The organism is Planktotalea arctica (assembly GCF_002105285.1).
Taxonomy (GTDB): domain Bacteria; phylum Pseudomonadota; class Alphaproteobacteria; order Rhodobacterales; family Rhodobacteraceae; genus Planktotalea; species Planktotalea arctica.
The window spans coordinates 1-26,857 of the sequence record NZ_MUHR01000001.1 but is presented as its reverse complement, the minus strand read 5'-3'; the positions used below and the strand labels follow the sequence as shown (position 1 = coordinate 26,857).

General features: G+C 56.8%; 27 protein-coding genes, 1 tRNA gene and 2 pseudogenes. 11 read left to right on the top strand and 19 right to left on the bottom strand.

Features of this window, described 5'->3' with window-relative positions; all coding sequences use genetic code 11:
* On the bottom strand, window positions 1–297 hold the full coding sequence (locus B9P63_RS00145) for a hypothetical protein (protein ID WP_139816176.1): 297 nt from the start codon (window positions 295–297) through the stop codon (window positions 1–3).
* Between the two features lie 184 nt (window positions 298–481).
* Here B9P63_RS00145 and B9P63_RS00140 point away from each other — a divergent pair, with 184 nt between their 5' ends.
* On the top strand, window positions 482–1,144 hold the full coding sequence (locus B9P63_RS00140) for a cupin domain-containing protein (protein ID WP_085306531.1): 663 nt from the start codon (window positions 482–484) through the stop codon (window positions 1,142–1,144).
* On the opposite strand, the gene B9P63_RS00135 is transcribed toward B9P63_RS00140, so the two are convergent.
* From B9P63_RS00135 to B9P63_RS00090, 10 genes are all read right to left on the bottom strand, one after another.
* The gene (locus tag B9P63_RS00135) at window positions 1,141–2,628 is read right to left on the bottom strand and encodes a mannitol dehydrogenase family protein (protein ID WP_085306530.1); all 1,488 of its coding nucleotides are present in this window, start codon (window positions 2,626–2,628) and stop codon (window positions 1,141–1,143) included. The two genes, B9P63_RS00140 and B9P63_RS00135, sit on opposite strands and share 4 nt — an antisense overlap.
* Window positions 2,616–3,383, bottom strand: coding sequence for an L-iditol 2-dehydrogenase (locus B9P63_RS00130; protein ID WP_085307019.1), 768 nt, complete (start codon window positions 3,381–3,383; stop codon window positions 2,616–2,618). The genes B9P63_RS00135 and B9P63_RS00130 overlap by 13 nt, the downstream gene beginning before the upstream one ends.
* A complete protein-coding gene (locus tag B9P63_RS00125) occupies window positions 3,380–4,384 on the bottom strand; it encodes an ABC transporter ATP-binding protein (RefSeq protein WP_085306529.1) in 1,005 nt (334 codons plus the stop codon). Before B9P63_RS00125 ends, B9P63_RS00130 begins: the two co-directional genes overlap by 4 nt.
* A 25-nt stretch (window positions 4,385–4,409) precedes the next feature.
* Window positions 4,410–5,240, bottom strand: coding sequence for a carbohydrate ABC transporter permease (locus tag B9P63_RS00120; RefSeq protein ID WP_085306528.1), 831 nt, complete (start codon window positions 5,238–5,240; stop codon window positions 4,410–4,412).
* A gap of 12 nt (window positions 5,241–5,252) precedes the next feature.
* Entirely contained in the window at window positions 5,253–6,119 is an 867-nt protein-coding gene (locus B9P63_RS00115) for a carbohydrate ABC transporter permease (RefSeq protein WP_085306527.1), read from the bottom strand.
* 113 nt (window positions 6,120–6,232) lie between these two features.
* A complete protein-coding gene (locus B9P63_RS00110; protein ID WP_085306526.1) occupies window positions 6,233–7,537 on the bottom strand; it encodes an ABC transporter substrate-binding protein in 1,305 nt (434 codons plus the stop codon).
* A gap of 105 nt (window positions 7,538–7,642) precedes the next feature.
* Window positions 7,643–8,668 carry a LacI family DNA-binding transcriptional regulator gene (locus B9P63_RS00105; RefSeq protein ID WP_085306525.1) on the bottom strand — a complete coding sequence of 342 codons (1,026 nt, stop codon included), beginning with the start codon at window positions 8,666–8,668 and terminating at the stop codon, window positions 7,643–7,645.
* A 178-nt stretch (window positions 8,669–8,846) separates the two neighbouring features.
* Window positions 8,847–11,489, bottom strand: coding sequence for an AAA family ATPase (locus tag B9P63_RS00100; RefSeq protein ID WP_085306524.1), 2,643 nt, complete (start codon window positions 11,487–11,489; stop codon window positions 8,847–8,849).
* Complete coding sequence (locus B9P63_RS00095) at window positions 11,486–12,604, bottom strand: metallophosphoesterase family protein (protein WP_176219066.1); 1,119 nt, start codon at window positions 12,602–12,604, stop codon at window positions 11,486–11,488. The genes B9P63_RS00100 and B9P63_RS00095 overlap by 4 nt, the downstream gene beginning before the upstream one ends.
* 352 nt (window positions 12,605–12,956) lie before the next feature.
* Window positions 12,957–13,832, bottom strand: a complete 876-nt coding sequence (locus tag B9P63_RS00090) for a lysophospholipid acyltransferase family protein (protein ID WP_085306522.1) — start codon at window positions 13,830–13,832, stop codon at window positions 12,957–12,959.
* A gap of 540 nt (window positions 13,833–14,372) precedes the next feature.
* On the opposite strand from B9P63_RS00090, the pseudogene B9P63_RS00085 reads away from it, so the two are divergent.
* Window positions 14,373–14,669, top strand: a pseudogene (locus tag B9P63_RS00085) (transposase); the annotation flags it as partial.
* Between the two features lie 227 nt (window positions 14,670–14,896).
* Here the strand turns inward: B9P63_RS00085 and B9P63_RS00080 are convergent.
* The gene (locus tag B9P63_RS00080) at window positions 14,897–15,418 is read right to left on the bottom strand and encodes a hypothetical protein (RefSeq protein ID WP_139816174.1); all 522 of its coding nucleotides are present in this window, start codon (window positions 15,416–15,418) and stop codon (window positions 14,897–14,899) included.
* A gap of 415 nt (window positions 15,419–15,833) precedes the next feature.
* The gene (locus tag B9P63_RS00075; RefSeq protein ID WP_085306520.1) at window positions 15,834–17,510 is read right to left on the bottom strand and encodes a tetratricopeptide repeat protein; all 1,677 of its coding nucleotides are present in this window, start codon (window positions 17,508–17,510) and stop codon (window positions 15,834–15,836) included.
* A gap of 118 nt (window positions 17,511–17,628) precedes the next feature.
* On the opposite strand from B9P63_RS00075, the gene B9P63_RS19075 reads away from it, so the two are divergent.
* The 7 genes from B9P63_RS19075 to B9P63_RS18945 all read left to right on the top strand — a co-directional run bounded on the left by B9P63_RS19075 (window position 17,629) and on the right by B9P63_RS18945 (window position 22,350).
* Window positions 17,629–17,772 carry a hypothetical protein gene (locus tag B9P63_RS19075; RefSeq protein WP_176219065.1) on the top strand — a complete coding sequence of 48 codons (144 nt, stop codon included), beginning with the start codon at window positions 17,629–17,631 and terminating at the stop codon, window positions 17,770–17,772.
* A 236-nt stretch (window positions 17,773–18,008) separates the two neighbouring features.
* Window positions 18,009–19,211: a DUF1963 domain-containing protein gene (locus B9P63_RS00065; RefSeq protein WP_176219064.1), complete on the top strand. Its 1,203-nt coding sequence runs from the start codon at window positions 18,009–18,011 to the stop codon at window positions 19,209–19,211.
* Between the two features lie 13 nt (window positions 19,212–19,224).
* Window positions 19,225–19,635: a hypothetical protein gene (locus B9P63_RS00060; RefSeq protein ID WP_085306517.1), complete on the top strand. Its 411-nt coding sequence runs from the start codon at window positions 19,225–19,227 to the stop codon at window positions 19,633–19,635.
* A gap of 31 nt (window positions 19,636–19,666) precedes the next feature.
* The gene (locus B9P63_RS00055) at window positions 19,667–20,293 is read left to right on the top strand and encodes a hypothetical protein (protein WP_085306516.1); all 627 of its coding nucleotides are present in this window, start codon (window positions 19,667–19,669) and stop codon (window positions 20,291–20,293) included.
* Window positions 20,293–20,760, top strand: a complete 468-nt coding sequence (locus B9P63_RS00050) for a hypothetical protein (protein ID WP_085306515.1) — start codon at window positions 20,293–20,295, stop codon at window positions 20,758–20,760. The genes B9P63_RS00055 and B9P63_RS00050 overlap by 1 nt, the downstream gene beginning before the upstream one ends.
* 91 nt (window positions 20,761–20,851) lie before the next feature.
* A complete protein-coding gene (locus tag B9P63_RS00045) occupies window positions 20,852–21,379 on the top strand; it encodes a hypothetical protein (RefSeq protein WP_085306514.1) in 528 nt (175 codons plus the stop codon).
* 293 nt (window positions 21,380–21,672) lie between these two features.
* Complete coding sequence (locus B9P63_RS18945) at window positions 21,673–22,350, top strand: hypothetical protein (RefSeq protein WP_139816172.1); 678 nt, start codon at window positions 21,673–21,675, stop codon at window positions 22,348–22,350.
* 25 nt (window positions 22,351–22,375) lie between these two features.
* Here the strand turns inward: B9P63_RS18945 and B9P63_RS19600 are convergent.
* A pseudogene (locus B9P63_RS19600) lies at window positions 22,376–22,669 on the bottom strand (transposase); the annotation flags it as partial.
* Window positions 22,602–22,964, bottom strand: a complete 363-nt coding sequence (locus tag B9P63_RS00030) for a hypothetical protein (protein ID WP_085306511.1) — start codon at window positions 22,962–22,964, stop codon at window positions 22,602–22,604. The gene B9P63_RS00030 and the pseudogene B9P63_RS19600, both read right to left, overlap by 68 nt.
* A 514-nt stretch (window positions 22,965–23,478) precedes the next feature.
* On the opposite strand from B9P63_RS00030, the gene B9P63_RS19070 reads away from it, so the two are divergent.
* Both B9P63_RS19070 and B9P63_RS00025 read left to right on the top strand, forming a co-directional pair.
* Window positions 23,479–23,637: a hypothetical protein gene (locus B9P63_RS19070; RefSeq protein WP_176219063.1), complete on the top strand. Its 159-nt coding sequence runs from the start codon at window positions 23,479–23,481 to the stop codon at window positions 23,635–23,637.
* Between the two features lie 41 nt (window positions 23,638–23,678).
* On the top strand, window positions 23,679–24,182 hold the full coding sequence (locus tag B9P63_RS00025) for a hypothetical protein (protein ID WP_085306510.1): 504 nt from the start codon (window positions 23,679–23,681) through the stop codon (window positions 24,180–24,182).
* Between the two features lie 14 nt (window positions 24,183–24,196).
* On the opposite strand, the gene B9P63_RS00020 is transcribed toward B9P63_RS00025, so the two are convergent.
* The 4 genes from B9P63_RS00020 to B9P63_RS00005 all read right to left on the bottom strand — a co-directional run bounded on the left by B9P63_RS00020 (window position 24,197) and on the right by B9P63_RS00005 (window position 26,806).
* Window positions 24,197–24,829 carry a hypothetical protein gene (locus B9P63_RS00020; RefSeq protein ID WP_139816171.1) on the bottom strand — a complete coding sequence of 211 codons (633 nt, stop codon included), beginning with the start codon at window positions 24,827–24,829 and terminating at the stop codon, window positions 24,197–24,199.
* Between the two features lie 137 nt (window positions 24,830–24,966).
* Window positions 24,967–25,419 carry an ankyrin repeat domain-containing protein gene (locus B9P63_RS00015; RefSeq protein WP_085306508.1) on the bottom strand — a complete coding sequence of 151 codons (453 nt, stop codon included), beginning with the start codon at window positions 25,417–25,419 and terminating at the stop codon, window positions 24,967–24,969.
* 132 nt (window positions 25,420–25,551) lie between these two features.
* Entirely contained in the window at window positions 25,552–26,607 is a 1,056-nt protein-coding gene (locus B9P63_RS00010) for a tetratricopeptide repeat protein (protein WP_176219062.1), read from the bottom strand.
* Window positions 26,608–26,729: 122 nt separating this feature from the next.
* Window positions 26,730–26,806 (bottom strand) — tRNA-Met (locus tag B9P63_RS00005).
* Window positions 26,807–26,857: the final 51 nt, after the last annotated feature.

Below are 26,857 nucleotides of genomic sequence, written 5' to 3'. Positions count from 1 at the left end.
TTACTTGGCTAGCGACTGATACCCCACCTGAGTGACTGGATAGGCCCAGCCGCTCTTGCCCTTGCGATCAATCGAAACGATAGATTCCGTCAAGGTGCCGACCATGTCATTGCCCGCAGCACGCGTGATCGCATCAAGGGCGGACACCGTCGCAGAGCGCGTGATGCAGGCCCCTGTCACGGGCTTGGACAAGCGAGGGCAATCAGGCAATAAAACCTTGGCAGAGGTCGTGATGTTGGCCGAATAATTTTCACCCTTAAGCTGGCAGAGCACGTAATCTTGCAATTCAACGAGCAAGATCGCCTGCGATAAGGAAGAATAGCTTTTTCGTTTTGGCTCCAAATATTTTAGCAAATCAAAGCAATAGGCGGGCGCCACGTCCAAATCAACGCGCGCGCGTTGTGTGGCGGCGCTGCAAGGATTAGAGGAGAGGCTCGGACACCGAGATCGTCCGATTTGACGCTTTAAAAAGGAAGCTGACATGCGCCTCAACGCTGACTTCACCAAACGTGTCGTGATCCGGCCAGACGATTACAAATGGAGCGAAAGCCCGGCCAGCGGTGTGCGGCGCATGATGCTGGACCGCATCGGAGATGAGGTGGCGCGCGCGACGACAATCGTCGAATTTGCGCCTGGCTCATACTTCGACGCACATAGCCATGATGGCGGCGAAGAATATTTCGTGCTCGACGGTGTGTTCTCGGACGAGAGCGGCGATTATCCCGCCGGAACCTATGTGCGCAATCCCATCGGCACCTCGCACAAACCCTTCACCAAGGACGGCTGCCGTATCCTTGTGAAACTGCATCAATTCGACGCCGACGACATAGTGCCCGTCGTGATCGACACCGCTGCGCAGAGCTTTCGCAGCGGCGCGGTGGAGGGGCTGTCCGTTTTGCCCCTGCATTCAGCTGCATCGGAAAATGTTGCGCTGGTACGCTGGGCACCGGGCACGAAATTCGCCGCCCATGCCCATTGGGGCGGTGAAGAGATTTTCGTGCTCGACGGCGTCTTTCAAGATGAAAACGGTGATTATCCCGCTGGCACATGGATCAGAAGCCCGCATCTTTCGCGCCACGATCCTTGGTCCGATGCAGGCTGCCTAATCTACGTCAAGACAGGGCATTTGCCACAAATTACCTAAGCGAGATAAGCGTCAATCGCGGCGCGGCTGCCTTTATCCCAGATCAGCTCAAGCCATTTGGCAAAACTTTCCAAGAACTCGGGCGAGCAGCCCAGATCACCGTAAAACTGTGTCTGGGCGAGCCACGCACTTGGGTCAACACGCGCGGCCTCTGCAGCCTGAACAAGCGCGTCCCAATGGGGATCATTCGGCGCGATCACGCTGCCGTCTTCGCGAGTGCCAGCGCACATGCGCGCCCAAAGCGCTTGCGCCAAGGCAAGCCCCTCATAGCTACTGCCATTGTCCATCGCTTCGCGCAGCACGGGCAGAATGAATCCCGGATGGCGCGATGATCCGTCAAAGGCAACGCGGCGTGTCGTGTCGCGAATTTTCGGATTGGCGAAACGGCTTTCGATCAGGCCAAGATAGCGCTCTGGCGACATGCCCGGAACCGCATCCACGTTGGGCAAAATCGCCTCGGTCTGCGCTTTGCGAAAAAAGGCCGCTATCTGCGCGTCACCCATGCAATCGGCAATCGTCTCGAGACCGTTAACTTCACCCACATTTGCAAGCAGTTGATGCCCCGCGTTCAAAATGCGGATTTTCATGCTCTCGAAGGGATGCACATTATCCGTAAGGGTCGCGCCCGCCTGCTCCCACGGGGGGCGACCATTGCAAAAATTATCCTCAATCACCCATTGGCGAAAGTTCTCATGCGTGACGGGGGCCGCATCATTCACGCCAAGCGCACGCGCGACCTCAAGCTCTGCCGCACCTGTCGCAGGGACGATGCAATCGACCATTGCGTCGGGGAAACTGGCATTTTGATCGATCCAATCGGCAAGCGCGGGATCGCTTAGACGTGCCAAGCCGACCACGGTCTGACGCAGGATCTCGCCATTGCCTTGAAGGTTGTCACAGCAAAGCCCCGTGAAGGGAGCATGCCCATTCGCACGGCGCAATTTCAAAGCAGCGATCATCGCGCCAAAGGCTGTGCGCGGTTTATCAGGGTTTGCCGCGTCATGGACAATGTCCGCGTGCGAGAGATCAAGCGCTCCGGACGCGTCACGAAAGTAGCCCCCTTCGGTTACCGTGAGGCCAACGATGCGGATTGCGGGTTCACACATCGCCTTGATCAGGCTCGCATTATCATCCTCTATCGGTACAAAACCGATCATGGAGCCGATCACTTCAGCAGACACACCAGCAGGATCGAGCTCGATCAGAGTGGTCAGGCAATCCTGCGCCAAGAGCTTGTCACGCATCACTGAATCGCCTGCGCGCACACCAGCGCCAAGGATCGCCCAATCATGGGCAAGGCCCTGCTCCATCAGGCGGTGCAAATACCAAGCTTGATGGGCGCGATGGAAATTGCCAAGGCCGATATGCACAATGCCCGCCGTTAGCTTGGAGCGGTCATACCTAGGCCGCTTGATCGCGGTTGGAAGCTGCGCCAAAGCCACGTCGCTCAAGGCAATCGCCTGCTCTTTCGTCAGCTCATCCATTGGCCACCATCCACATTATAGCATTGAGCAAGCACATATTCCGCATCGTCGCTGGCAAGAAACACCGCCATCCCAGTGAGATCATCCGCAGTGCCCATGCGTCCGTATGGCACGGAGTCGCCAACTTCTTTCTTCTTTTGACCGGGGGCTTTCCCCTCATATTTGGCAAAGAAGGCATCGACGCCATCCCAGTGCTCGCCGTCCACCACGCCGGGCGCGATGGCGTTCACGTTGATGCCGTGCTCGATCAAGTTCAAAGCCGCCGATTGCGTCAGAGAAATCACCGCCGCCTTGGTTGCGCAATAGACCGCGACAAGCGCTTCGCCGCGGCGCCCTGCTTGCGACGCCATGTTGATGATCCGCCCTTTGACGCCGTGCTCTATCATATGCTTCGCGACAGCCTGCATGGTGAACAAGGTGCCCGAGACGTTGATGTCAAAGACCCGTTGGTAATTCGCACGCTCAATTTCAACCAGAGGCGCGGCAGAGAAGATGGCGGCGTTGTTGATCAAAATGTCGATCTGGCCCAATTCAGCAACGGCTTCGGCAACGGCGCGGTCGATACTTTCCTGCCGGGTCACGTCTATTTCAACGGCAATCGCGCCGATCTCTTCGGCGGTGGTGATTGCGCGTGCAATATCAATGTCCGCGATCACGACACGTGCGCCCTCAGCGATGTAACGCTCGGCAAAGGCGCGCCCGATGCCGCGTGCTGCACCTGTGATAAGTGCGGTTTTTCCAGCGAGCCGCATCACGCGATCCTCAGGCCGTCAGTGCCGAAACGGTGGATCACATCTGCACGCGGCGTCAGATAGATCGTATCACCATATTTGAAATCGACTTCCCCGCCAGCGCGCACGGTGATCATCTCGCCAAGGCCGGTGCCGTGCACATGCAAAAAGGTGTCCGAGCCCAGATGTTCGGTCACACCGACCTTGCCCGACCAAATGCCCTCGCTGGCTGAAACCGCGATGTGCTCGGGGCGCACGCCGATTGTATGAGCGTCGTGCTTCGCCGCTTCGGGGCCGTCGATCAGGTTCATTTTTGGCGAACCGATGAAGCCTGCCACAAACAAATTACGCGGCGCTTTATAAAGCTCCAGCGGTGAGCCGACCTGTTCGATATGACCTGCGCGCAGCACGACGATCTTATCAGCCATTGTCATCGCTTCAACCTGATCGTGGGTCACATAAACCATCGTCGTCGCCAGCTTCTTGTGCAGCTCGCTGATTTCCATTCGCATCCCGACGCGCAGCGCGGCGTCGAGGTTGGAGAGAGGTTCGTCGAACAAAAACGCCGATGGTTCGCGCACGATTGCACGGCCAATGGCAACACGCTGGCGCTGACCGCCGGACAATTGACCGGGCTTGCGATCAAGATAGTCCGTCAGATTAAGCGCCGCTGCCGCCGCTTCGATCTTGGCATCTTGCGCCGCCTTGTCGAGCTTGGCCATGCGCAGTGGAAACGCGATATTCTTGCGTACCGACATGTGCGGATAAAGTGCGTAGGACTGGAAAACCATCGCAAGGCCGCGTTTGGCAGGCGGCACGTTGGTCGCATCATTGCCATCGATACGGATCTGGCCGCTGGTGATATCCTCCAGCCCTGCGATCAAGCGCAAAAGCGTGGATTTACCGCAACCCGAAGGGCCGACGAAAACGGTGAATTCACCATCCTCGATCGTGAGGTCCAAAGGCGGGATGACCTGTGTTTCGCCGAAGCTCTTGGTCACCTTGTCGAGAGTAATGCGTCCCATAGTGATAGGTCCTTATTTCAAGGTGTTACTTAACGGCTCCGAAGGTCAGGCCGCGCACAAGTTGTTTCTGGCTGAACCAGCCAAGGATGAGGATCGGCGCAATCGCCATGGTCGAAGCGGCGCTGAGCTTGGCAAAGAACAGCCCCTCGGGGCTGGAGTAGCTCGCGATGAAGGCTGTAAGCGGCGCAGCTTTCGCCGCCGTCAGGTTCAGCGTCCAGAACGCTTCATTCCAAGCAAGGATGATGTTCAGCAAAACTGTCGAGGCGATACCGGGGATAGCCATGGGCGTGAGCACATAGAGCACTTCTTCTTTCAGCGATGCGCCGTCCATACGCGCCGCTTCTAGAATTTCACCCGGGATCTCTTTGAAGTAGGTGTAGAGCATCCAGATGATGATCGGCAGGTTGATCAACATCAGCACGATGACCAATCCTACGCGACTGTCCAGAATACCCATTTTAATGAAGAGCAAATAGATCGGATAGAGCACACCGACCGCTGGCAGCATTTTGGTAGAGAGCATCCAAAGCAGGATATCTTTCGTGCGATGCGAGGGCACGAAGGCCATGGACCAGGCCGCAGGCACCGCGATGATGATGCCCAGAATGGTCGAGCCAACAGCGATGAAAATCGAGTTCCACAGGAAACGCGCATAGTTCGAGCGCTCAAGCACGACCGAATAGTTCTCAAGCGTCCAGTCGAACATGAACAGCACCGGTGGATCGCTGATCGCCTGCCCTTCGGTCTTGAAACTGGTCAGGATCGTCCAGAGGATCGGGAAGAAGATCAGCAGGCCGATCGCCCAAGCAACGGCGGTGTTTAGGGCTTTACGCTGGGTGTTTACGCTACGCGCCATGTTCCGTCCTCCCTAGTTGTCGAGGTTTTTGCCGACGATGCGCATCAAGAAGATGGCGACGATATTGGCAAGTATGATTGCATAGACACCGCCCGCAGAGCCGAGTCCGATGTTTTGACTCTCCAGCACGCGCTGGAAGATCAGATAGGTCAGCGTCTTGGTGCCGAAAGCACCGCCCGTGGTCACGAAGATTTCCGCGAAGATCGAGAGCAGGAAGATCGTCTGGATCAGGATCACGACGGTGATCGCGCGGCCCAGATGCGGCAGGATGATGAACCAGAACCGCTTCAGCGGCGGCGCACCGTCAATTTCGGAGGCTTCCAGTTGCTCGCTATCAAGCGACTGGATCGCCGTCAGCAAGATCAGAGTCGCAAAGGGGAGCCACTGCCAACTGACAATCATGATGATCGAGGGCATAGAGGCCTGACTGAGCCAGGCAATCGGTTCAGCCCCGAAAAATTTGAAGAGATGTGCAAACAATCCGTTGGTCGGGTCCATGAACATGTTTTTCCAGACCAGCGCCGATACGGTCGGCATCACGAAGAACGGCGCGATCACGAGAATCCGAACGACCCCCTGCCCCCACATCGGTTGATCCAGCAAGATCGCCAGAAGCACACCGAGGCAGACAGTGATGATCAGAACACCGCCTACGACGGTCAGCGTTGCCATGACCGATGGCCAGAACGCGCTGGAGGTCACGAAGCGGGTGTAGTTGTCAAATCCGGCCCAGCCTAGATCGCCGCCGCGCAGCGGTAGATATTTACGAAAAGAGAACCAAAGCGTCATCGTCAGTGGCACCAGCATCCAGCCTAAAAGCAGGATAACGGCAGGTGCCATCATGAGACGAGCGGCTGAGCGGGATGCTTTCGTGGCCATTGGATACACCTCTCCTGTGGGCAGACATTACGTCCGCTGTATGGGGCGTCGTTACATTTTGGGAAATGGGAATTCCAGAGGGCGGCCGCGCCGCCCTCTGGAGTTAGGTGTGCCTAGCGGTAGCCGGCAGCTTCCATGGCGTCATTTGTGATCGCCTGTGCTTTAGCAAGCGCCTCTTCGACGGTCTGCTGACCAGCGTAGGCTGCCGAAAACTCCTGGCTCACTTCAGTCGCGATACCTGCAAACTCCGGAATGGCCGCGAACTGGACCCCCACATAAGGGCTCGGATCGACGGTGGAGTTGTTCGGATCAGCCGTCAGGATCGAGTCCAAAGTCTTCTGAGCGAAAGGAACCGCTTGGTAGTTCGGATTCTCATAGAGCGAGATACGCGCACCAGGAGGAACGTTCGCCCAGCCTTCGTTGGCAGCTACTAGATCGATGTAGCCCGTGGAGGTCGCCCATTCGATGAACTCTTTTGCGGCTGCTTCTTTCTGGGTGCCTGCTGGAATTGCCAGCGCCCATGCCCAAAGCCAGTTGGAGCGAACGCCAAGACCGTTGTCAGGTGCCAATGTGAAGCCAACCTTGTTGGCCACTGTTGAATCTGTCGGGTTTGTCACGAAGGACGCAGCAACCGTTGCGTCGATCCACATGCCGCATTTGCCTTGCTGGAACAGCGACAGGTTTTCGTTGAAACCGTTCGTCGCATAACCCGCTGGGCCCGAGTCTGTCATCATGTTGACGTAGAAGTTCAGCGTGTCGGACCACTCGCGTGTGTCAAACTGTGCGTTCCACTCTTCGTCGAACCAGCGTGCGCCGAAGGAGTTGGACATCGCTGTGATGAACGCGCCCCCTTCACCCCAACCTGCTTTGCCGCGCAGGCAAATGCCGTTGATCTCGTTGTCGCGATCCGTCATGGCGCGCGCTGCTTTGGCGATGAACGCCCAGGATGGTGCGTCGGGCATTTCGAGGCCAGCTGCTTCCATCAGGTCCGTGCGATACATGACCATAGAGGATTCGCCATAAAAGGGCGCTGCGAACATTGTGCCGTCGTAAGACAGACCGCCACGCATCGCAGGCAGGATATCGTCGATGTTGTACTCTGCAGACAGATCATCAAGCGGAACGAGCCAGCCATTCTTGCCCCAGATCGGTGTCTCATACATGCCGATTGTCATGATATCGAACGCACCGCCCTTGGTGGTGATATCTGTCGTCACGCGCGAACGCAGAACGTTCTCTTCCAGCGTGACCCACTCGACGGTGTGGCCCGTCTTCGCGGTGAAATCTTCGGTCAGACCCTGCATGCGGATCATGTCGCCGTTGTTCACGGTCGCTATCGTCAGTGTTTCGGCATAAGCGCCGGATGCCGCGATCAACGATAGTGCCGTTGCCGCAGTAAGTGTTTTGCTGAGATACATCTCAAACCTCCCTGGTCGATGTTGTGTCGTAAACCTAGGCGAGAGGTATACGCGGCGTCAATTATTTATTTACGCGCGACAAGTTTTTATTCTAACCTCTGGAAATCATGCAGACTCTCGCATGACCAACTTGCCCTCAAGGAAGGTCGCCGTGCGTTCTTGGGACTCTCCTTCGATCAATTGGAACAGGCGCTGCATGGTTTCACGCGAAATTGATTCGTAGTCCTGCGCAATGGTGGTGAGCGCCGGACAGGTAAAGCGCGAGAACGGATGATCATCCTGCCCCGCGACCCGGATCGACGCATCCGCGCCGCGTCCGACGCGTAGATTTCTCTCATAACAGGCGGACAGAAAGCCGATTGCCAAGCGGTCGTTGCTGCACAGCACGGTATTGGTTGCGAATGCGCCTTGCTCAAGCGCTTTGTACCCCTCGCGCAAGCCGATTTCCTCGATCCCCCAACCCTCGCCTTCGGCTTGAATGATCTGCGGCGTGAAACCCATCTTTTCCATGCCCGCGATATACCCCATTCGACGCTTGTTCGCGTTGGGGTTCGGAGGTGACTTCATTTCGAAAAAGCTTGGCGGCTCGCCCGTGCGGCACAGGTAATCTACGATAAGATTGGAAAACTGCGGATTGTCCGAACCGACGAACGCCAGCCCCAGATCTTCAACATTGCTATCAAACAGAACCGTCGGCACATCAGCGCAGAATTTCTCGATAACGCGCTTGTCCGAGGCACGCCCCAGCGCGGCAAGCAGCACGCCCGTTGGTTTCAGCGATCTAAGGCTGTCCAGAATATCGTTTTCGTGGCTCTGCACCCCGTGCGAGCTATAGAGCGTAGGGCGATACCCGGCATCAAGGCAGCGTTGCTCCAGACTGCGCGCAAGTTCTGCGAAAACCGGATCGGCAAGGTAGGGCACGACGATACCGATGTTCTTGGTGAGCTTGCGGTTTTGGTTCATTGCATAAATGTTCGGACGGTAATCATAGGTTTTGAGCGCCTGTTCGATCCGCTCACGCGTCGAAGCGCGCACACTTTCGGGATCATTGAAATATTTTGATACTGTTGGCCTCGAGATACCGCTGACAGCGGCGAACTCTTCCATATTCTTGATCTTAGCGCCCACCATAGCTGTGTATTCTCACCGATTATTGCAGGCCGGAGTTAGCCATTACGCTACACTTTCTTATCGCGCGCAAAAAATCAACTTTACTTTAACGCCAGGCCTATTTGACGCTAGAGTCATTTGCAGATGTGAGCCTGCGATCAAAGCAGGCCCCAAAGGCGGCGGGCCTGTTCGTATCGCTCTATCTCGGCTCGATCTCAATAAAGGCTCTGGTGCCACCCAAATCGGAAAACGCCTTAGTCCTGCAACTGAGAACGATGATCTGCTGATCTTTTGCCGCTTGGGACAGCATGTTGAACATTGTCGATATACGCTCGTCATCCGTATGCACGAGCGCATCATCAAGGATGAGCGGAACTTGCCTGCCTTGTTTCGCAAACAGCTTTGCAAAGGCAAGCCGCGTCAGAATAGCGATTTGTTCATAAGCCCCACCCGAAAGCACTGCGACATCGTCCTCGACTCCGTTGCGGACAATCTTCGAGACAAGCATTTTTTCCGGATCAAGCTCAAATTCCACGCCTGTGTGCAATTGCGCCAAAAGCGGGCGCAATTCGCGCCGTATAGGTTCGAAATAGGTTTCCTGCGCTTCGGTTCGAGCCTGCGCAAGATGCGCGATCAACAGGCTCAAGGCCTGCGCTTGCAGTTCGTACCGCTTGGCACGATCTCGCGCTTTTGCCAGCTGCTCGATGACCTCTGCGAGTTTTTCCTCGACGGCCGCTTCGGACTGCGTTTCAATCGCTCCGTTCACCCGGGCAAGTTCGCGCTCCAGTCTGTTGATTTCATCGCTATCCGCTTGTTGAGCACTCAGCAGGCGTTCATGGCTCGCTCGGGCGCCCTCTAAATCCGGAGCACCTCGCCTAAGCTGTTCAAGTGCCTGCAACGCTCGCGCTTCTTTCCGATTTGTTTCGTCGCACGATGCTTGCAAGGCCGCGAAAACGGCATCTTCGTTTTGCGGCTTTTGCGACGATGCCACTTCCTTTTCCAGATGACTCAAGACGCCACTGGCTTCGGCAAAATCATTGGCACAGCGCATGGCTGTTGATTGAAGTGCTTGAGCATCAGACCTAGCATGCTCCAACTCATCATCTACCCTTGCGATCTTTTCCTCGATTTCCCTTGCTGCAAGTTGCCCCGAACCCGGACTTTCAAGGACTGGAGGGCTATCCTTCGTCCCATGTCCAAGTGCCTCGCAAAGCGCACGCCATTCTGCCTCCAGTGCTGCGATGCCATCGGGCACCAACCCTCTTATTTCAGCGATGGCTACGGCTTGGCTGTGCTCCGCACTTTGGCGTGCATAAAATTCAACGCGGGCCTCTTGCACTGTCTGAACGCTCAAAAGCTGCATGGCATCACGTTGCTGCGCCACCAGATCGCTTGGATCTTCGATGCTTTGTCCCGCGCCCGGTGCCGGTGCCAACTTGATCGCTCCGAAACCTGGCAAATCCAAAGTGAGCGCACGGTCGATAAGCCTCTCTTCGCCCGGTTCGAGCGGCGCGCCCGCGCACTCCACAAGGACAGGCAAGGACGGCTGCACTGAAAATCGGGCGAATTGAACACGGCGCTGCTCATGTGCGACACTTATGCGCCGCCCAAGATCAACGAGGTGGTCAAGATCGCTTTGCGTCACCTTGGTGCATTCAAGAGACTCTTGTGCTGCGCGCAGATTCTGCTGAGGCTCTACAAGGCTCTGTCGTATATCAAACACAGCGCGCAATCTTTGCCATTCAGTAAAAGATTTTTCAGTCTTTCGCGCAGCGCTCAATGCCTGCACCAAGCTGCGCCGCGCCGCCTCTTTTTGCGCAATCGCCTCCTGAGCCTTTTGCAGCGCACCTTGCGAAACGCCTTGCGCTGCACGCAAATCACTAACTTGCCTTGCTTGTTGTTCTGCTTGCTTCAAAAGAGTGCTACGCCGTGCCTGCCGCTCGGAAATTTCCTTGCTTTGCTGGATCAGCCGGTCCTTTTCGGCAACGATCAAGCGCAGTGCCCGCTCGGCATCTGTCACTGTGCGCTCATGTTGTTGCGCCATTTCCAACGCTTGCGCAGCCAAAGTTAACTGCGCTTCGCGTGCCTCATGCGTCGACGGATCACGCAAGATATACAAGCGCGATTTGGCTTGGCGTTTCACTGCCAGAGCCTGCGACAACAAACGCACATCGGTCTGCAACCGCTCTTTTTGTTCTAGCAATTCTGCTATCTTGTCCTCAAGCGCCTTCCACGCGCTACCTGCTTTTGCCTTGAGCGTTTTCGTAGCGAGGGCGTCCAGTTCAGCGCGGCAGCGTTCGACAATCCTGTCCATACGCCGCCCGCCTGTCACCGCATCGATCTGGCCCCGCACGCTAGACATCAGATCACGGCGCGCGGCTATGTTGCTTGCATCCTTATCCTTGCCTTCGGGATCAATGTGGGCTGCGCCTTGACGCACCCAAAGCAAACCGGCCGGACCTTTACCTGTGCCGTTGATATTGTCTTCAATCCACGCTTCGGCGTCCCCTTGCTGTTTGATGACTTGCCCACTTTCAAGCGCAATGACCCGCGCAGATTTCTGGAGCAGGAATGACTTTTCGATTTGATAGATCTTGCCATCAATATCCACCACGGCAGCGATGCGCACAGCCCCGCCTGAATAGGGTTGCAATCCTTTTATTTCCTGTGAAGACGAGCCATAGGGAACGAAGAACAGAGCGTGCAACGCATCAAAGAAGGTAGATTTTCCAGCCTCGTTCTCGGCAGTGATCGTCGTCAAGCCGTCACCAAAAGGGCCAAGGCGCGCAGTTTGCCCCGCGAAACGCCGCACATTGCCAAGTTCTAGCTGGCGCAACTTCATCGCGGTGGCTCCTCTTGGGCGAGATGAAACAAATGGGTCAAAGCGATCTGGGCAATCTGTGCCTCTTCTGGCGTGCGCCCTTGAAGATCGCTCGCTTCGAAAAGGCTATCGGCTGCAGCACGCAGCGCGCCCCCCGCAGCGATTAGATCAAGATCATCAGCTGCTTGTTCAATTCCAAGTTTATCCAAGTTGATTTCGAAAGAGTGAAAGTCGTCAGCAAGCCGGCTACAGGCAACGCGAAGCCGACTTTGCTCCAGCAGACCAAGGCGGCCTGACGCTTCGATCCGGACCAGTGTCTTGTCACGCTTTGCAGGTGGCAACGCATCGACAAGCTGTTGCACAGGGTCGATACCTGCGAAGAATTCCAAAGCCAAAGCACACCACGTAAATCGGCCTATCGGAACCGGCGTGACCTGCGCACCAGCGCCGCGTGCATTGATCTCGACCAGAAGCGCACTGGCTGGGGCATGGGCTTTGAAACTGTCCGCTTCGGGCGCGCCCGCGTACCACGTGCGCGCCGTGATCGATTTTTGGCCGTGCCAGTCACCAAGAGCAAGGTAGTCAAGCTCCGAGACTTCTGCGCGATCTGGCCGAATGACCGCAACTGTCCCCTCTTCGCTTCCGAAATCCATTATGCCGCCATGGGCCAACCCGATCCGAATGTGCGCACCGCTTGTTGCAGCGCCCATCCAATCCGTGAGATCAACGCCGGGATCACGCACAGAGGGAGGAGCAGGAAGGATCGCCACATGAGCATTGAGTTCCATCACCTCCGGTGTCATCGCAAGCAAAAGATTGTTCGGTTTGTCCCTTTCGATCCGCTCCCAAAGATCCACAGCGGCAAGGCTGTCATGGTTTCCCGGCAGCAGAACCCAAGTCAGGTCATCGAAGCTGCCGATGATATCAAGCGCACGCCGCACAATCTTGGAGGGTGGGGCTTCGGCATCGAAAGTATCACCAGCAACAAGGATCAGGCCCGCACCGTGCGCACGGGCTGTCTCACCGATTTTGCCAAGCGCATCCAGACGCGCAACACGAAGCGCAGCGCGTGTGTCTTCGTCAAATCGCCCAAAGGGCTTTGCAAGGTGTAAATCGGCTGTATGAAGAAATCGCACCCTCAGACGCTCCCTAATTTGCCCAGGCCGCATCGTAGGTCTTTCCGCAATCCGCTGCAAACCAATCAACAAAGGGTAGCAAGTGTAAGGACACGCATTTTGGTACGCGCTACCCTGATTTGCGGCTTTTGAGTTATAACAGCGCGGAAAATTACATGAATTCGCAATCAGGTTTGGCGATTTTAGGATTGTGGGGGAATTTGGTTTAATCTCATAGAAACTCCTAGCTTCGTCCAGAGCCGGCCTTCATCTGACTAACAGTCGTCGCAGCGCAAGCTCCGCGAACCGGTCATTGGTCGAAGTCGCAACATTTTTGTACCGGTAAGGGTCGATTAGCGAACTACACCTAAAATCATGCACCGTCCCACCGTCTTAGCATCCAGTACCACTGTTCTGGATTCGCCATTATTCGAGCAGATAAACTGTTGTTAAAAACATGTGTCATAGTGATGCTATCGGTGTGGGGGATTGGGGCTTCGAATTCCACGCGAAATGCATTCCCATCTTCAATGCGGGTACCGAATGCAGGGATCATGAGCAGATCGTATTTGAGTGCAAGCTGGGCTGCTGAAAGAGATGTGAGGGCGTCATGCCCAAGGAACGGTATTCTTACACCTTCCGAATATTTTTCATCTAACAAAATTGAAATAATGCCACCACCCCGCAGATGCCGCACAAGCGCCCTGGTTCCGACGTGGCCGGTTGCCAAAATCGGCTTCCCCCCTGCTTCAATACCTGCACGAATGCGGCGCTCGTAGTGACGATTCTTGTGCCGTCGATATACCGCTCCACTTTCAAGCCCGTGCATTTTGATCACAGCGCGAACAGCTTCCCACTGTCCAAAATGGCCTGAAACAATGACTACTCCCTTGCCAGCCGCCTGAGCCTCTTTCATGGCGACAAGTCCAGGACCTGAGGCCTTGAATTTGTGGTGTTGGGTTTGAAATTCAGCATCGTGATAGATCTCAAACAGTGTTCTCCCCATATGCCAGCCCATATCTTGGCCCAGCTTAGCGCGCGCACCGCGCTTCATATTTGGAAAGACCCGTTTTGCTTCGCGGTCAAATCGGTTCCTAGCTGGTGGAAACCAACGCATGACGGTTTTAAATGTTGCCCCCAATCCACGAGACCGACGATCAAAGGAGCGCCAACGAAAAACGGTCAGCGCCGACCACAAAGGGAAGTATCTGGCGTGATGTAAAACTGATTTTAACGATGTGGAGAGCATTGCTCTCTATGACCGGATTCAACAGCAATACCAATCGAAAACGATAGAGCGCAAAACTCCGGGTCCATGCCGATTGCAGCTTGTTTAAAAGGATTCAGATCAGACCTGCATATGCTTCAGATCAGACCTGCATATAATGCGTAGCTAAGGACTGGATCGATGAAGATTTTCTGATGCGGATGCGTTGTTGCGCATTGAGTCCAAAACGTAGCACCGTGCTTTTCGCCAATGCAAGAGGCCCCGCAGTAGCGAGGCGTAAGGCGTTTATCCTGTGTTATAAATGTTGGTTGCGGAAGCTCGACTTCATAAATACTTGCCTTTGTATGAAACCCCGTGTGTCAACGATAATCGCTTTATAGAATGCAGATTTTCATGTGCATGAGGCCGCATCGCTTCCTTGATCAAACCCCGCAAAATCAACGCCGCAGAACCCTTCGCCAAATTCTTCAGAAAGCGCCGGAATAGCTCATTTATCCAGGGTCAGGACCCATTGATTTGCTGCAGGTTTTGTGGTTCAGCCTCCGCGAGGAGACCTGAGAGATGAGCAACTTGTTCTGGCTGACCGAGGCCCAAATGGACCGGCTTCGACCGTTTTTTCCGAAGAGCCATGGGCGTCCAAGGGTGGATGACCGTCGAGTTCTGAGCGGCATAATCTTTATCAATCGCAATGGGTTGCGGTGGTGCGATGCGCCGCGCGAATATGGGCCGCCGAAAACGCTCTACAATCGTTGGAAGCGCTGGAGCGGCATGGGGGTCTTTGCCCGGATCATGGAGGGCATCGCCACACGATACGACCGATGCCCAATCGTATTCCTCTCTGCCATCGCTCTCGCAGCCACCGTCCTCTTCTGGTTGTGAACGGTAATGAGTCTGGACCCTAACACGAAAATCAACAGTCTGCGGTTTTTTGGTGCGATGTTCGGCCTTCTTCTTCATCTGATCGTCTCGGTGTTCCCACGTCGCGCGATCGCCTTGAAATAAAACTCTTGCCGCTTTTGTATCTTGTTTGGCTGTCACGCGGAAGTCGACCGTCGGATCCTACCCATTGTCGGAGATTGGTTTCATCAACCTACAAATCCGCGCTTTCGGTCTCGAACCCAAGTCAGAGTCCCATCTTCGACGCCGTCCTCGACGAATTCATCGAATTCGCCCACCGCAAATATCGTAACCGTTTTCGAAATCTCCCAAGTCTCAAGGCTCAAGGCAATACTGAGGTCGAGGAAAATATACGACGTGTCGTCAAACGCATACGACTTGCTCATGCCTTTGAGAATGTCCGCCAAGACAGTCGGCGTGTTCTTGAACAACGCAACATCCTGCAGCTTCAGGGACTCATGCAGGGTGTACACGTCGAGTGATACAACCCTATTTGAGAAAAAGCTGACATCAGGCTGATACTTTTCGTTCGAGTAGTCGAACATACGAAATTCGGTCACCCTTTCATCCGCCGGATAAGGCCCTCCCAAAGGGACCTCTGGGTTGTCGCAGAATTCGGGCTTGCCAAGAATTCGTTGCACATCCGAAGATGTCATTCCGAACTCTATCGGACCTACGCCCCCTCCTGGCCGGACATCCCATGTCAGCATATTTGCGTACTCCCTTCTTTTTTGTCGCGCCACCTGTGTTTTTTGTCGCGCCACCTATGCCGCGTACCGCAGCCAGAGTTGTCGCGCACCGGGATCGTGTCAACCACGCAGGCAAAGCGATCATCTTGCGGCACCTCAAACGCTACCCATCTGAGCGCTTTTCCAGACCGCAGCACTGTATTGTCTCTTATGTCACAACGCGTACCCTCTATCCCAAGTCGTCATGAAGGAATGCATCATCCCGAAGCTATCCAATCCGAATTCGAAAGGACAAATCGCAGGCGCCCGCCAAGAAAGCGGCCCTTCCCGAGCAAGATGATCCAGGCTCGGGCGCTTACGACCGTGCAGGACGCCGTTCCTTATGGTGGAGAGACCTTTGTGCGCATGACCGCAGGGCGGGCGTAGGCCGCCGACTCTAGCGCGATTGCAGGTCCGCCAGCGCCTTATCCAAGGCCTCTTGAATGCTTGTGCTGTCTGCGTCCAGCGCGCGTTCTAGATCGGCAACCGCATCGGCTGGCCTGCCCAACTGGCGCTTGCACTCACCCAGCCAGCCCAAATCGCTCGCCGAGCCATGGCGCAGGGCGACATCCTCCAAGATGGGAAGAGCCTCGTCGGGGCGCCCCGTCTTGAGAAGCGAAACCGCGAGATTGTGCAGAATGCCCCGGTCGCTCGGAGCATGTTCCAAGGCTGTGCGACACTCTTCGACCTGCAAATCGGGATGCCCCATCTTGCCCAGAACGATGCCGCGCTGATTGCGGATGGCGGCATTGTCAGGCGCCAGTTCGACCGCCCTTTCAAGATCGGCCAGCCCTTCGTCCGCAAGACCCGTTTCAAACCGGGCGCGGCCACGCAAGGACAGGGCCTTCGCATTCTTCGGCTGTCTTTCGACCACCGCCTCGGCATGTATCAGACACTCCGCCCACATCCTCTCGCCGAGGAAATGATCGGCGAGGTTCTGATGCGCCATGGTCGCCTTTCCGCTTTTTTGCGTTGCCTCCAGCCAGTCGGCGCGCATGGCGTCGGTATCGCCTTTTCGTTTGTGCAGGATGCCGCGATTGTTCAGCGCAGAGTAGCAATCGGGCCGAAAGATCAGCGCCTGATCGTAATCGGCCATCGCCTCATCGCTGTGGTCCTGAAGCCGTCGCATATTGCCGCGCCTCTGGTAGAGACAGCCGTTTTGCGGATCAAGCCGGATGGCTTCGTCCAAGGCACCTTCCGCGTCGCTGTAGCGTTCGAGCACGGCGAGAGCGGAGGCAAGACACCTGAAATCGTAGCTTTCGGCGTTTGGCAGCGTGACGATGTGCTGCCTGTGCGCGACCTCCTCTTCATAGCGATCTTGTCGGTGCAGGAAATCGGACAGGTCTCTGCAATCAAGCAGGTTGTTCGGCTCAAGCGCGAAAAGCGCCCGCAAATCCGCCTCGATGCGGGCGGCATCGCGCACCCATCTCACCGCATCCAGCCGGGCCCGCAACAAGGGCGCGTCCAGAGGGCCAAGCGCTTCCAGTTGGTCGGCCAGCTGCAGGCCAAATTCGTAATCGCCAGCGTTCAGAAGTGCCGGTGCGATTTTCCGCCACAAGGCGGGGTCGTCCGGCGTTGCATCATAGACCTTGTGCAGGTCGTAAACTGCCCCATCATGTCGATCCGTGAAGGCCGACCAAAGACCCCGTTCGCACCGCGCTTCCAGATTGTCTGGCGCCGCTGCGACGGCAGCATCCAGATGCTCTGTGATCTCGCCTTCAAGGCGATAATCGTCGCCTTCCAGCGAACTGAAGTATTTGCCGTTGTGAAAATTGGCCGTGGGCGATGCCTCCAACTGCGCCTTCAGAATACGCGCCCGCCACAGATGCGGTGCCGCCTTGCCAGGTTCAAGCTCAGCAGCCTTTGCAAAGGCGGCATCCGCTTTGTGGTCTTCGCCCAGACCATAGAACGCACGCCCGAGGCCAAGCTGCGCATCGTAGCTTGCGGCATCCTTGCGCAAAGCCGCCAAGAACAGCGGAGCAGCCTCCGCAGATTGGCCCGCCGCCAGCATGGCCAGCGCTCGTGCCGTCTGGTCTGCGCCAGTCTGGGTACGGTGGGTCTTTTTCTTGTTCATGGCCGGACCAATCTGATGCCTTTAGTCGAAAATCCTACGCAATTGTGCGCAGGTTTACAGCTATTTTTTGGCGTCAGGGTCAGCGGTTCGGCCCATCCCCGTCGAGGTGCGCGCGGTTTTGCCCGATGTTGACCTGTTCAGCGATCAGCCGCTTGATGAAGGGCCTGCATCGGGCGTGAAGGCCATGGCGTTCCGCGCTGAGCCTGTCACAGGCTGCATCGAGCACACCCAGCGCCAGATCACGGATAAAGCCCGCTTCTGACCCAGCCTTCGCAAACCATCCGCTCCGAACGCGGGGCCGCATCTCGCCCGCCTGCGCCCGAAAGCTGCCCTTTCCGACGGTTGCAACACCTCCGCTACTGTGTCATTTTTTATCAATAGGAGTAGGTTAGACAGTATTTGCCCAAAGCGATTGATGACACCATGACACCCTTCTCGCATCGTTTTTCCACGGTTTTGATCATCGTCGCAATTTGGCTTTTTTCGGGAGCAACAGCCATGTCTCAAACCAAAGATCAGGCTATCGCTGGAATTGTCGAGGGTGCGGCCGGACTGAACATCGACCAGATGGCGATGTGGCATTGCTACCACCAGCACCGGGAAGACAAGCCCGCACAGGACGCTTGCAAGCCAGTCGCCCTGGCAGCGACACGCGCCTTGATTGCCGATCTGCCTGCGCTGGCCGAAGAACTCGTCGCGCCCGCCTTTCAGACAGTGAAAACACAAGGTTCAGCGCAAATCGGACAGTCCCGTTTCGGCGGTATGCCCGATCTACCTGCCGATTTCGTCTGGCCGGTCAGTGGCGGGTTCACGGTTGCAGATGCGACCATTGACTATGCGCCCGACCCCTCCGATAGCCCGGTGCCTATGGACTCCCCCCTGCCGCTGACCTTCATCGCGCAGATCGACCTGTCCGCGCTGTTGCCGGCATCCGCAGACCTACCCACCGAAGGGCGTTTGCTGATTTTCATGGATTACGCAGTCTGGTTCGAAGGCGAAGGCAGGGCTGCCACGCGCATCATTTGGGACAAAACCCCTGTCGAAATGCTCAGGCGGCATGACCAGCCGGAAGTACTGATGTGGCTTGACAGTCTGGCGCAAGACAAGTGGCGAGGGTTCAAAACCAAGTTGAACGCCTTTGAGAAATTGACTGGTTGGCTAGGCGGCGAAACCGAAAATGAGGACGAGTCCGAACCTTTCAACAGCGGGTTTCTGCCCCCCGAGACACCTGTTGAAATGACATGGACCTGGCAACGCTTGGCATCGCAGAACCTTGAGTTTGTACGCTCGGTATATTCCAACCGCCAGCAGGCGACCAACGCCGTCGACATCTACCGCGATATCTCTTTGGAGTGGCCCGGCGAAGGCGAAGACGATGTTCCGCCCTATCATCAGCTTCTTGGCGTGGCGTTCCCCGAGCAGGACGATCCACGCTATGACGCCTATTACCAAAAGGTACTGGGGCGCCCCGTCGTGTCCGGCCAAGACTTCGAAGAGGTGCGCGCGATGATCGGCCTTGAAGGGGCGGCATTGGACGCAAACGACGCCGAACAAGCGCTCAAGTTCCGACTGCTTCTTCAACTAAACGTGGAAAGCTTTCTCAACATGAATGCCGAAGGACATTTCTACTTTTTCCTGCATGAAGATGACCTTGCCGCGCGCAATTTTGACGCCGTGATCGTCATCTACCAGCAGACCTGATCCGTCCTTGGACATGGCAAACGTGACAGAGCATTTCATCACCTCGGCACAACTGGATTTGCTCTGTGCATATACCGGCACCACACATGATATGCTGTCCTTCGACGCAGAATTTCGGGCGTCTGTATACCACGATGCGTTTCTTGGGACGCGGCGCCTCATCCTGCCGGACCAGCACTTTCGGGGGTCCGAGCCCTTTGAGGGCGACAGCACGATTATCGAACCAGACTGGCACCAGCGCGATAGTGATGACCACAACACCTTCGTGATCTCGCGGCAGGCGTTCAAGGCGCAACCAACCGCGTCTGATTGGGTCAGGCCAGTCCGCGTTTTCCTCGGCGCAAAGCTCTCGCGGATCGAGGTGTTCACCGCACTCGGCGAAGGGCCGGACAGCGCGCCACAGCGACGTGTCGTTTTGCGCTGATGTCGCATTGGTCTGGGTAAGAAAGCGTAGGATGCCTAAATACAACGACACTGTGGAAGAACTCTTGCTGTGGGATGCGTGTCTGTTGCGTGGCAACGAAACACGGATCGCAGCGGCACTTTCCGCGCTGCTTGATGACACGGCATCCGACCACGACCCCCTGATTTTCGAAGCGCCCCGCAGCGCAATAGCACTGCAGCGGGCCATAGATGCAGGCGTTAATCTGCTCAGAACCCGTGCTGATGGCACCAAGGTGCTGTTTGAGGACGGGTTGCATGACGCTGAGGCTTTTGCGGTCGTCGCAGATGTTTTTGCGCGACAGGGTCAGATAGACACGGGCAACCGGGACGGGATGACGGCCCTGTCTTCTCAGGTCAAATTCGGTGCCTTGGACAAGGCGACGATCCTTCTCGAATACGGCGCATCCGCGAACAGTGTCGCGTCCAATTCGCAGTATGGCGGTCAACCGCTTTCTGTGGCGCAGCAAGCCGCAATGACCATGCCAAGCGACCCGGAGGTGGATCGGGATACACTGTCGATCAAACTGCTTGAGCTTCTGGTGTCCTTCGATCTGGCGCTGACACCCGATCTAAAGGAGGTTTTGCAGCGCCATGCTGATGGTAAACCCAAATTGTTCCAATGGTTAAAGAGGCTCTGATGCAAGAACACAGTTTCACACTCTTCGCTGATTACCATCAATTCTACCTTCGGGACGACACCACCGCCGACACTGACGGTGCAAACTGGAACGATGCAGCGCTGAAGGAGCGCGTGTTCGTGGCTGCAGATGGTTTCGCGGTCTCGACCGCACGGAATATGGAGGTTCCGGTGCAGGTTCTGATCGCAGAGCAAGAGCCGCCGCTGGATATGGGAACTTGGGATCATGCGGTGAGCTTCTCGATCGCCGCGCCCTCGGGCCGTCTGATCATCGCGGGGTGCACCGATTATCTGCCCGATGCCGCTCGGTTGACAGTGCCGGAAGGGCCGTTGCGCGTCAGGGTCCTTTTTGCCGGCCTTGAGACGCTTTCGGAAGATGGACTTGATGGCGACGACCACTACCGGATCGAGCTGTGGCCCGGCACGCCGCTGGAGTTCGCGGTTCTCAAATCTCATCCCTCCTCCTGAGCTGAGCTGCAGGACCTCCTGTCTATGGCCAGAAAGTGGTGTTGATTTGTCAAAAACTGCTCCCGGACTTAAGAAACACAAGGAGGCCTGAATGACAAAACGCAACCGCATCCAAACGGCAAAAGAACATCATCAACATCCTGAATCAGCACCCGAATTGGGCCGGGCGCAGATCAGCAGGAAAGGGCGTAGTCTCATGGTCGGTATTTTCCGGGGTATTGTCGGCATCGTGGCACTGATCCTCATCTGGTTCGCGGCACAGGTGGGGCTTGCAAACCGCACCGCGGCGGGCGTGTTCGAGGCCCCCTATTGCTGGCTGCGGCCGGGCGAGGATGTCACCAATCTCAAAGAGCTGTCCTTTGCCGGGACAGGGTTTTTCGTTCCAAACCCGGCGCGACAGGTCAATCGGCGGCTTCTGGGCTTCGGAATTGACGATGTAGAAGTGCGCAGCCCGCATTTTGCCATTCTCGCCTTCGGGGCTGATGGTACACCGCAGATTACTGGCTGGAGCTATCGCCGCTTTGGCTTTTTCACACAAGATCAGACAGTCCTGAGACACTTCGTGTCGCAGGACACGGTCGCTGCATGCCGCACGGCGCTGACCGCAGAAGAGGGCTGAGCGGGTCAACGGCCGTTGGAGCCTGGCGCAGACTATTGCTCCTCTTGCCCACGCGCCGGACTAGGCCCCCGGCTCGTCAGGGATGGGCCAAGACGAATGGCAACTCTGCGCAGGAAAATGCCGCCGCCAAGCTGCGACGCGTCCACTTAGTGGCTCCAGCGGCTCGCCTCCAACCATCGGCTCGACCATAGACGTCGCTCGGGACGGAAAACACTTGTTAAATATACAGAAACGGGCAATCTTGGCGTCAATCGGTAACCCACTTGGGAGATCACGGGGGACTGTAGCTTGTCATGACTTTGGGTGCCGATGATCAGGAAGAGCTGTTTCGCGACTTCGCGCGTGATGTATCAGGCGGAGAGAGCGCGCTCATGGTGCAGGTCAACACGCTGATCGTCAACCCGCCTACCACCCTGGAAGACATCGGGTACTACGGTCTCGAAAATGCCCCGCAACCGGAACGCACCCTACGCGGTATCATCAGCGCCCTGACTGAGGCAGGCCATCTGTTATGCGCGGAAGACAAGTACATTTACGAATTCCCGCTGGTTCTGATGGAAGAAGGGCTGGCCGACGCCGGAGACAACCCCGAAGGGCTTGACCTTAGACGCATCGTCGAAGCTGTCGATTGGGACGCTGGTGAACAACCGGACTGGCCCGCCTTCAAGCAGACCTTCGCGGATCATACCCGGCAGGTCGAACAGGCCGTTGCGCGCACCGGAAACCGGCTGTTGTCGGTGCAGCTTCCATTGGGAGATACGCTGCATTTCTGGGTCGCGCCTGAAGACATGGCAAAGCGGTGGCAGGGCACGACGCTGTATAGCGGCCCCAGCACAGTCAAATTCAGCCACAGCCCCAAGGTGACGATCAAGATTACGTCGCCGGATTGGATAAACTACTGGTCGTTCTTGACCTATGCATTCCGGATCCCGAAAGAGCATAATGCTCTGCCAGAGGGGTTAGATCACTGAAGCTTTTGTTGTCGTTTGTTTGCTTAATCGCCTCGTGGCATTTGCGCGTATCGTAAGCCCGGTCTGCGGTGACACTGCCGATGTCTTGATCAGCAGGGATTTGGTTCAGAAGTTCTGGCAACACGGGAGCATCCGATCCGTCCATTTGTGCAACAAAGCCGGTTTGGCCTATGAATTTACCCGCCGATCTTCCCACGCATGTTGCGACCTTGCAGGCCCTTTTGCGGGCAGCAGAAGAGCGCGCTTCGGCATCAATGAACGTGCAGGGGCTCGACTTCAAAGTGGTAGGCCGGTTCCAGAGTTTTACCCGTTCTTGCATAGACGACCTCCTCTTGGGTCAGGCTGGCAAACTCGATCCGGAATTCCGACCCCAACTCGAACGCGCGAGGTTCTCCCAATCCTGAAAACGCCACGTTGCGGAACAGGTCTGGCCGCTCGGAGCGGACGCCGTAGATGGCCCAGTCCTGGGATCGGGTCAGCTCATTATCGAGGAATACTGTGATTTCGGGCCGGTCCGGATCGGGAAAATAAATTTGGAGTTTGAAGACCAGGCCAAATGCACTGGCACGATCGGTGTTCAGGGAGATCTTTACGATCTTGATTCTGGTTTTCATGAGAATGCGACCGAAAATGCCGCGATGCTGGAGATATGTGCAGTCAGTTAATCACTCAATCTCTCGCTCTTCGCAATGAAATTCGGTTCAGGCGGGAATGTCGCTAAGCCACGCCGCCAGCTTGCGTGGCGCGCACGGGAGCCGCCTAATCCGCGGCGCAGGCTTCCGGTGGCTGAACAGGCGGTGATCGACAGATGGGGCGAGGACATCCTGTGGCCGGGCAAGGTCAAAATGGGTGCGCGCGGGACATGTCGGACGACGCGCCTCTGGCTTCTGACGCAAAAGGCGCAGGCAAGCCTGCATTTCGCCACCTCATCCAAAGCGAGTGATGCGCGTCTTGCGAACCGCCCGACGGAGCTGCGGCAGGAATTGCACGCGCTGATCGCTGAGTATGGACCAGAGGCGGCAACTCAGGCGGAGGTGCACCACATCGAGGAATTCATTCATGCTTGGTCACGGCTGGCGCGGCGTGCGATAGTCGGTGTCGTTTCCCTGATCCGGAGGTTTCCAGACCATGAGTTATCACGATTACGCCCCGATCTTGCAGGAGGTTGCCGATCTTGCCGCCGCAGAGCCGATGCCGGAGGCGGAGGTGCAACGCTATGGGGATCTTGTGCCCGATGGTCTGCGTGAGGCATGGCGCAGGCATGGCGCAGGCATGGCGCGGATTTGATGGTGGGAGAACGGCGAATCCAGTTTTGCGACCCGTCCCCCATGCGCGTCGCGCTTGCGCCCTGGTTCGAAGGCGATGCGGGGCTGTCTATCGAACGGTTCGTTCCCTTTGCCTACACGTCCCATGGCACCATCCTGATCACCGATGGCAGCAGCACCCTGCATGACCTTGACCTTGCCTTCAGCAAACTGACTGTCATTCGCGGGCAGGACAGCAAACCCCTTGATCAGCGCCTCACGTTCAGCATCGAGGTGTCCATGCGGTATCTGAAACAGTCAAAACACGATGTCGACCACCATGCCAAAGCGGTCAGGGCTTTCGGCCCGCTTCACCTGGGCGAGGTGTTCGGCTGGGAGTCGCCGTTTCAGGTGACACTGGATGCATCCCATCAGATCGGGAAATTCACCATCGCAGACCGGATTGCCCAATTGCAAGCGATTGGCCCGTTGGAATACCACCGTGCGTTCAAGGACGAGATAGAGGCGGCGCAATATGGCGGCGACAGCTTCATCCGCTGCGTCGGCCCTGAGCCTTTGGGCGGGTAATCGGCCTGTGCATTTCAATCGCTCAGGTTTTGCTCGATCCATGAGGCGACGCGGGGCTTCGAGATGCACCGGACGAGCAATACTGCCTTTTCATCCAGCGTGACGCGCAATCCATGGGCTTTCAGGAGCAGTAACAGCTCCTCAGAGAGCCTCTCTGCGTCCGCTTCCGCACTCATCGCCATCACAGCCTGCTGTGCAACGGAAAGGGGTGCGCCCCCGTAGCGCGCGTTACGCATGACCGCATTCGGCGATGCCCCACGCTCCAGCAGAATCCGTGCCTTTGCGACCTCAGCAAATTTTACCTGACAGGACAGGGCCGTCATTCCAGCCGCATTGACCCAATCAATCGCATCTTTGGCAGCCAGGGCATCCGCTGCACATTCAAAGGCGCGGGTGTCATAGAAGTCAGTCTGGAACAGAACAGTATCGCCCGTCGGACCCCGCGTTGTCAGGTCCAGCCCACCGGCCAAAGCCAACTCCAAGGCAACGCGCCCGCGCGGGGCATAAAACATGACGGGTGAGGCTGCTGTGCGGGCATCCTCGATGAGCGTTTCAACTGCCCAAGTGTCAAGGGAACGGTCCCCTTCAGCCAAGCGCGCCTCCCACGCAAGAAGGCGGTCGACAAGAGCGGGATCATAATCAGGCAACACGATGTTCCCTATGATTTCTAGCGTGAGGGCGCGGCAATCTTTTTGCGCGACAGCAACGAGAACTGCAAACCTCTTTACTCATCCAGCGTCGGGGCGACGCGATTGCGCCGCCAACCCTGTGAAACGACGCCGGTTCACAGGAGCCACCTTGCGCGAAGAACCTCTTGCACCCGCAAAAAAGCCTGTCCATCAGGGGAACTCAAGCGGACATTCCCGAGGTCGAGACTTTGGCGGACCATACTTGCCAGCGAACGCCCATCGCGCGATTCAAGCGACAGATCCGCCCCGTATGAGATCAATATCTCCACCATACGCCACGAATTGCTCCCGGCGGACCAGATGGCGGCAGTCTCGTCCAAGAAACCCCGCACATTCGGGTCAAGACCCGCATCGAGGTAGGCACGCACGGCATCGAAGTCGTCCTCCTCGATCCGTCGGAAAATCATGTGATTGCCGTCCGAGGCCAACTCGGTGATGTCGACCGTGTTGTTTTGCGCGTTGGGAGACCCGTCATCTTGGCAGCCGGCCAAAGTCAATGCAGCCCCAAAGATAAGGGCCCAGCTTGCCTTGAATTGAAACGCCGCCATTCGTTAATCCACCTTTTGCCCAAGCCGGTCGGAACCTTGTTCGAGGGCATTTCAACATGCCCCTGATGGACGTAAGATTACACCGCCCGCCCCCAAACTCCAATACTTTGCAAAAGGATGCCGGACGCGCCCTCACTCCTCGGCCATAGCCTTACGCGCGGCGGCGATTTTCTCGGTAATCCACGTGAAGTTCTCGTCACTGATCCCCTTCATCGACAAGGCGTGTTCCAGATCGGCGATGGCCTTTGGCAGACGACCAAGAAGCCGGTGACATTCCCCCCGCCAACGGTGGTCGGACAGGCGACCGCGCCGGGAGACCAGATCATCGAAAATGTCGAACGCCTCGGCCACAGATCCGGTTTGGGCAAGGCGCACGCCAAGATTGAAGGCTATTCCCGTATCGCCCGGCGCATTTTGCAGCGCGATGCGGCAATCCTCGATTTGCAGGTCCGGATGGCCCAGCTTAACCAGAACGATGCCGCGCTGCTTGTGGACCTCGGCGATATCGGGGCCGTCAGAGACTGCGCGGTCCAGATCGTCCAGCGCGGCTTCACCTTCGCCCAACTCAAACTGCGCACGGCCGAACATGGCCCGCGCGCGTGCATTTGAGGGAGCTTTGCGTATTGCTTCCCCCGCATGGAACAGGCACTGGTCCCACATCTGCTGACCCAAAAAGTGGTTGGCCAGATGTTGGTGCGCCTTGGTGTTCTTCGGCTCCCGGTCCAGAACTTTGAGCCAATCCTCAAGCATGCCATCGGTGTCGCCTTGCCCCCGGCTCAGGTTGCCTCGGTTCAGCAGGGCCGAGACGCAACGTGCATTCAACTCCAGCGCCCGGTCATAATCCTGCCGTGCCGCCTCCGTCTTGTCCTGGTGCCACCGCGCATTGCCCCGCAGCATGTAGAGGCAATTGTAATCAGGCCAGGCCGCGATACCAGCGGTGCAGACACTTTCGGCCTCCGCATCGCGTTTCATGGTCAGCAAGGCCTTCGCGAGCGCACGGAAGTCGCCGGTCGTTGACGCATCAAAGCTCAACACATGTTGCAGGATCGGGACCGCCTCTTCGACACGATCATGTTTCTTCAGCAGCCGCGCGAGTGTCCGGTGATCATTGGCGTGGCTGGGGTTCATCTCGACCAACCTGCGCATATCCGCCTCTGCGCGCGCGTCTTCGTTCAGCCAGTCAGACAAGGCATTTGCCCGAGCCCGCAAGGCGCTGGCGGGCACCCTGTCCCTGAGCCTCGCCATGAAGGAGATGCCCCAACAGCAAAAAACCTCCTGCGAACAGGAGGTTATGCAAATCATAGTATTTATGGTTGCGGGAGTAGGATTTGAACCTACGACCTTCAGGTTATGAGCCTGACGAGCTACCGGGCTGCTCCATCCCGCGCTAACTGTCTTTTAGAACAGACATAAAACGCTTTCACCGACATGATATATA

Bases quoted from the DNA above. Each gene is read 5' to 3' on its own strand.
- B9P63_RS00140 (WP_085306531.1), top strand. From the start codon at position 482: ATGCGCCTCAACGCTGACTTCACCAAACGTGTCGTGATCCGGCCAGAC.
- B9P63_RS00135 (WP_085306530.1), bottom strand. From the start codon at position 2,628: ATGGATGAGCTGACGAAAGAGCAGGCGATTGCCTTGAGCGACGTGGCT.
- B9P63_RS00125 (WP_085306529.1), bottom strand. From the start codon at position 4,384: ATGGGACGCATTACTCTCGACAAGGTGACCAAGAGCTTCGGCGAAACA.
- B9P63_RS00120 (WP_085306528.1), bottom strand. From the start codon at position 5,240: ATGGCGCGTAGCGTAAACACCCAGCGTAAAGCCCTAAACACCGCCGTT.
- B9P63_RS00115 (WP_085306527.1), bottom strand. From the start codon at position 6,119: ATGGCCACGAAAGCATCCCGCTCAGCCGCTCGTCTCATGATGGCACCT.
- B9P63_RS00110 (WP_085306526.1), bottom strand. From the start codon at position 7,537: ATGTATCTCAGCAAAACACTTACTGCGGCAACGGCACTATCGTTGATC.
- B9P63_RS00105 (WP_085306525.1), bottom strand. From the start codon at position 8,668: ATGGTGGGCGCTAAGATCAAGAATATGGAAGAGTTCGCCGCTGTCAGC.
- B9P63_RS00100 (WP_085306524.1), bottom strand. From the start codon at position 11,489: ATGAAGTTGCGCCAGCTAGAACTTGGCAATGTGCGGCGTTTCGCGGGG.
- B9P63_RS00090 (WP_085306522.1), bottom strand. From the start codon at position 13,832: ATGCTCTCCACATCGTTAAAATCAGTTTTACATCACGCCAGATACTTC.
- B9P63_RS00080 (WP_139816174.1), bottom strand. From the start codon at position 15,418: ATGCTGACATGGGATGTCCGGCCAGGAGGGGGCGTAGGTCCGATAGAG.
- B9P63_RS00075 (WP_085306520.1), bottom strand. From the start codon at position 17,510: ATGAACAAGAAAAAGACCCACCGTACCCAGACTGGCGCAGACCAGACG.
- B9P63_RS00065 (WP_176219064.1), top strand. From the start codon at position 18,009: ATGTCTCAAACCAAAGATCAGGCTATCGCTGGAATTGTCGAGGGTGCG.
- B9P63_RS00060 (WP_085306517.1), top strand. From the start codon at position 19,225: ATGGCAAACGTGACAGAGCATTTCATCACCTCGGCACAACTGGATTTG.
- B9P63_RS00055 (WP_085306516.1), top strand. From the start codon at position 19,667: ATGCCTAAATACAACGACACTGTGGAAGAACTCTTGCTGTGGGATGCG.
- B9P63_RS00050 (WP_085306515.1), top strand. From the start codon at position 20,293: ATGCAAGAACACAGTTTCACACTCTTCGCTGATTACCATCAATTCTAC.
- B9P63_RS00045 (WP_085306514.1), top strand. From the start codon at position 20,852: ATGACAAAACGCAACCGCATCCAAACGGCAAAAGAACATCATCAACAT.
- B9P63_RS18945 (WP_139816172.1), top strand. From the start codon at position 21,673: ATGACTTTGGGTGCCGATGATCAGGAAGAGCTGTTTCGCGACTTCGCG.
- B9P63_RS00030 (WP_085306511.1), bottom strand. From the start codon at position 22,964: ATGAAAACCAGAATCAAGATCGTAAAGATCTCCCTGAACACCGATCGT.
- B9P63_RS19070 (WP_176219063.1), top strand. From the start codon at position 23,479: ATGAGTTATCACGATTACGCCCCGATCTTGCAGGAGGTTGCCGATCTT.
- B9P63_RS00025 (WP_085306510.1), top strand. From the start codon at position 23,679: ATGCGCGTCGCGCTTGCGCCCTGGTTCGAAGGCGATGCGGGGCTGTCT.
- B9P63_RS00015 (WP_085306508.1), bottom strand. From the start codon at position 25,419: ATGGCGGCGTTTCAATTCAAGGCAAGCTGGGCCCTTATCTTTGGGGCT.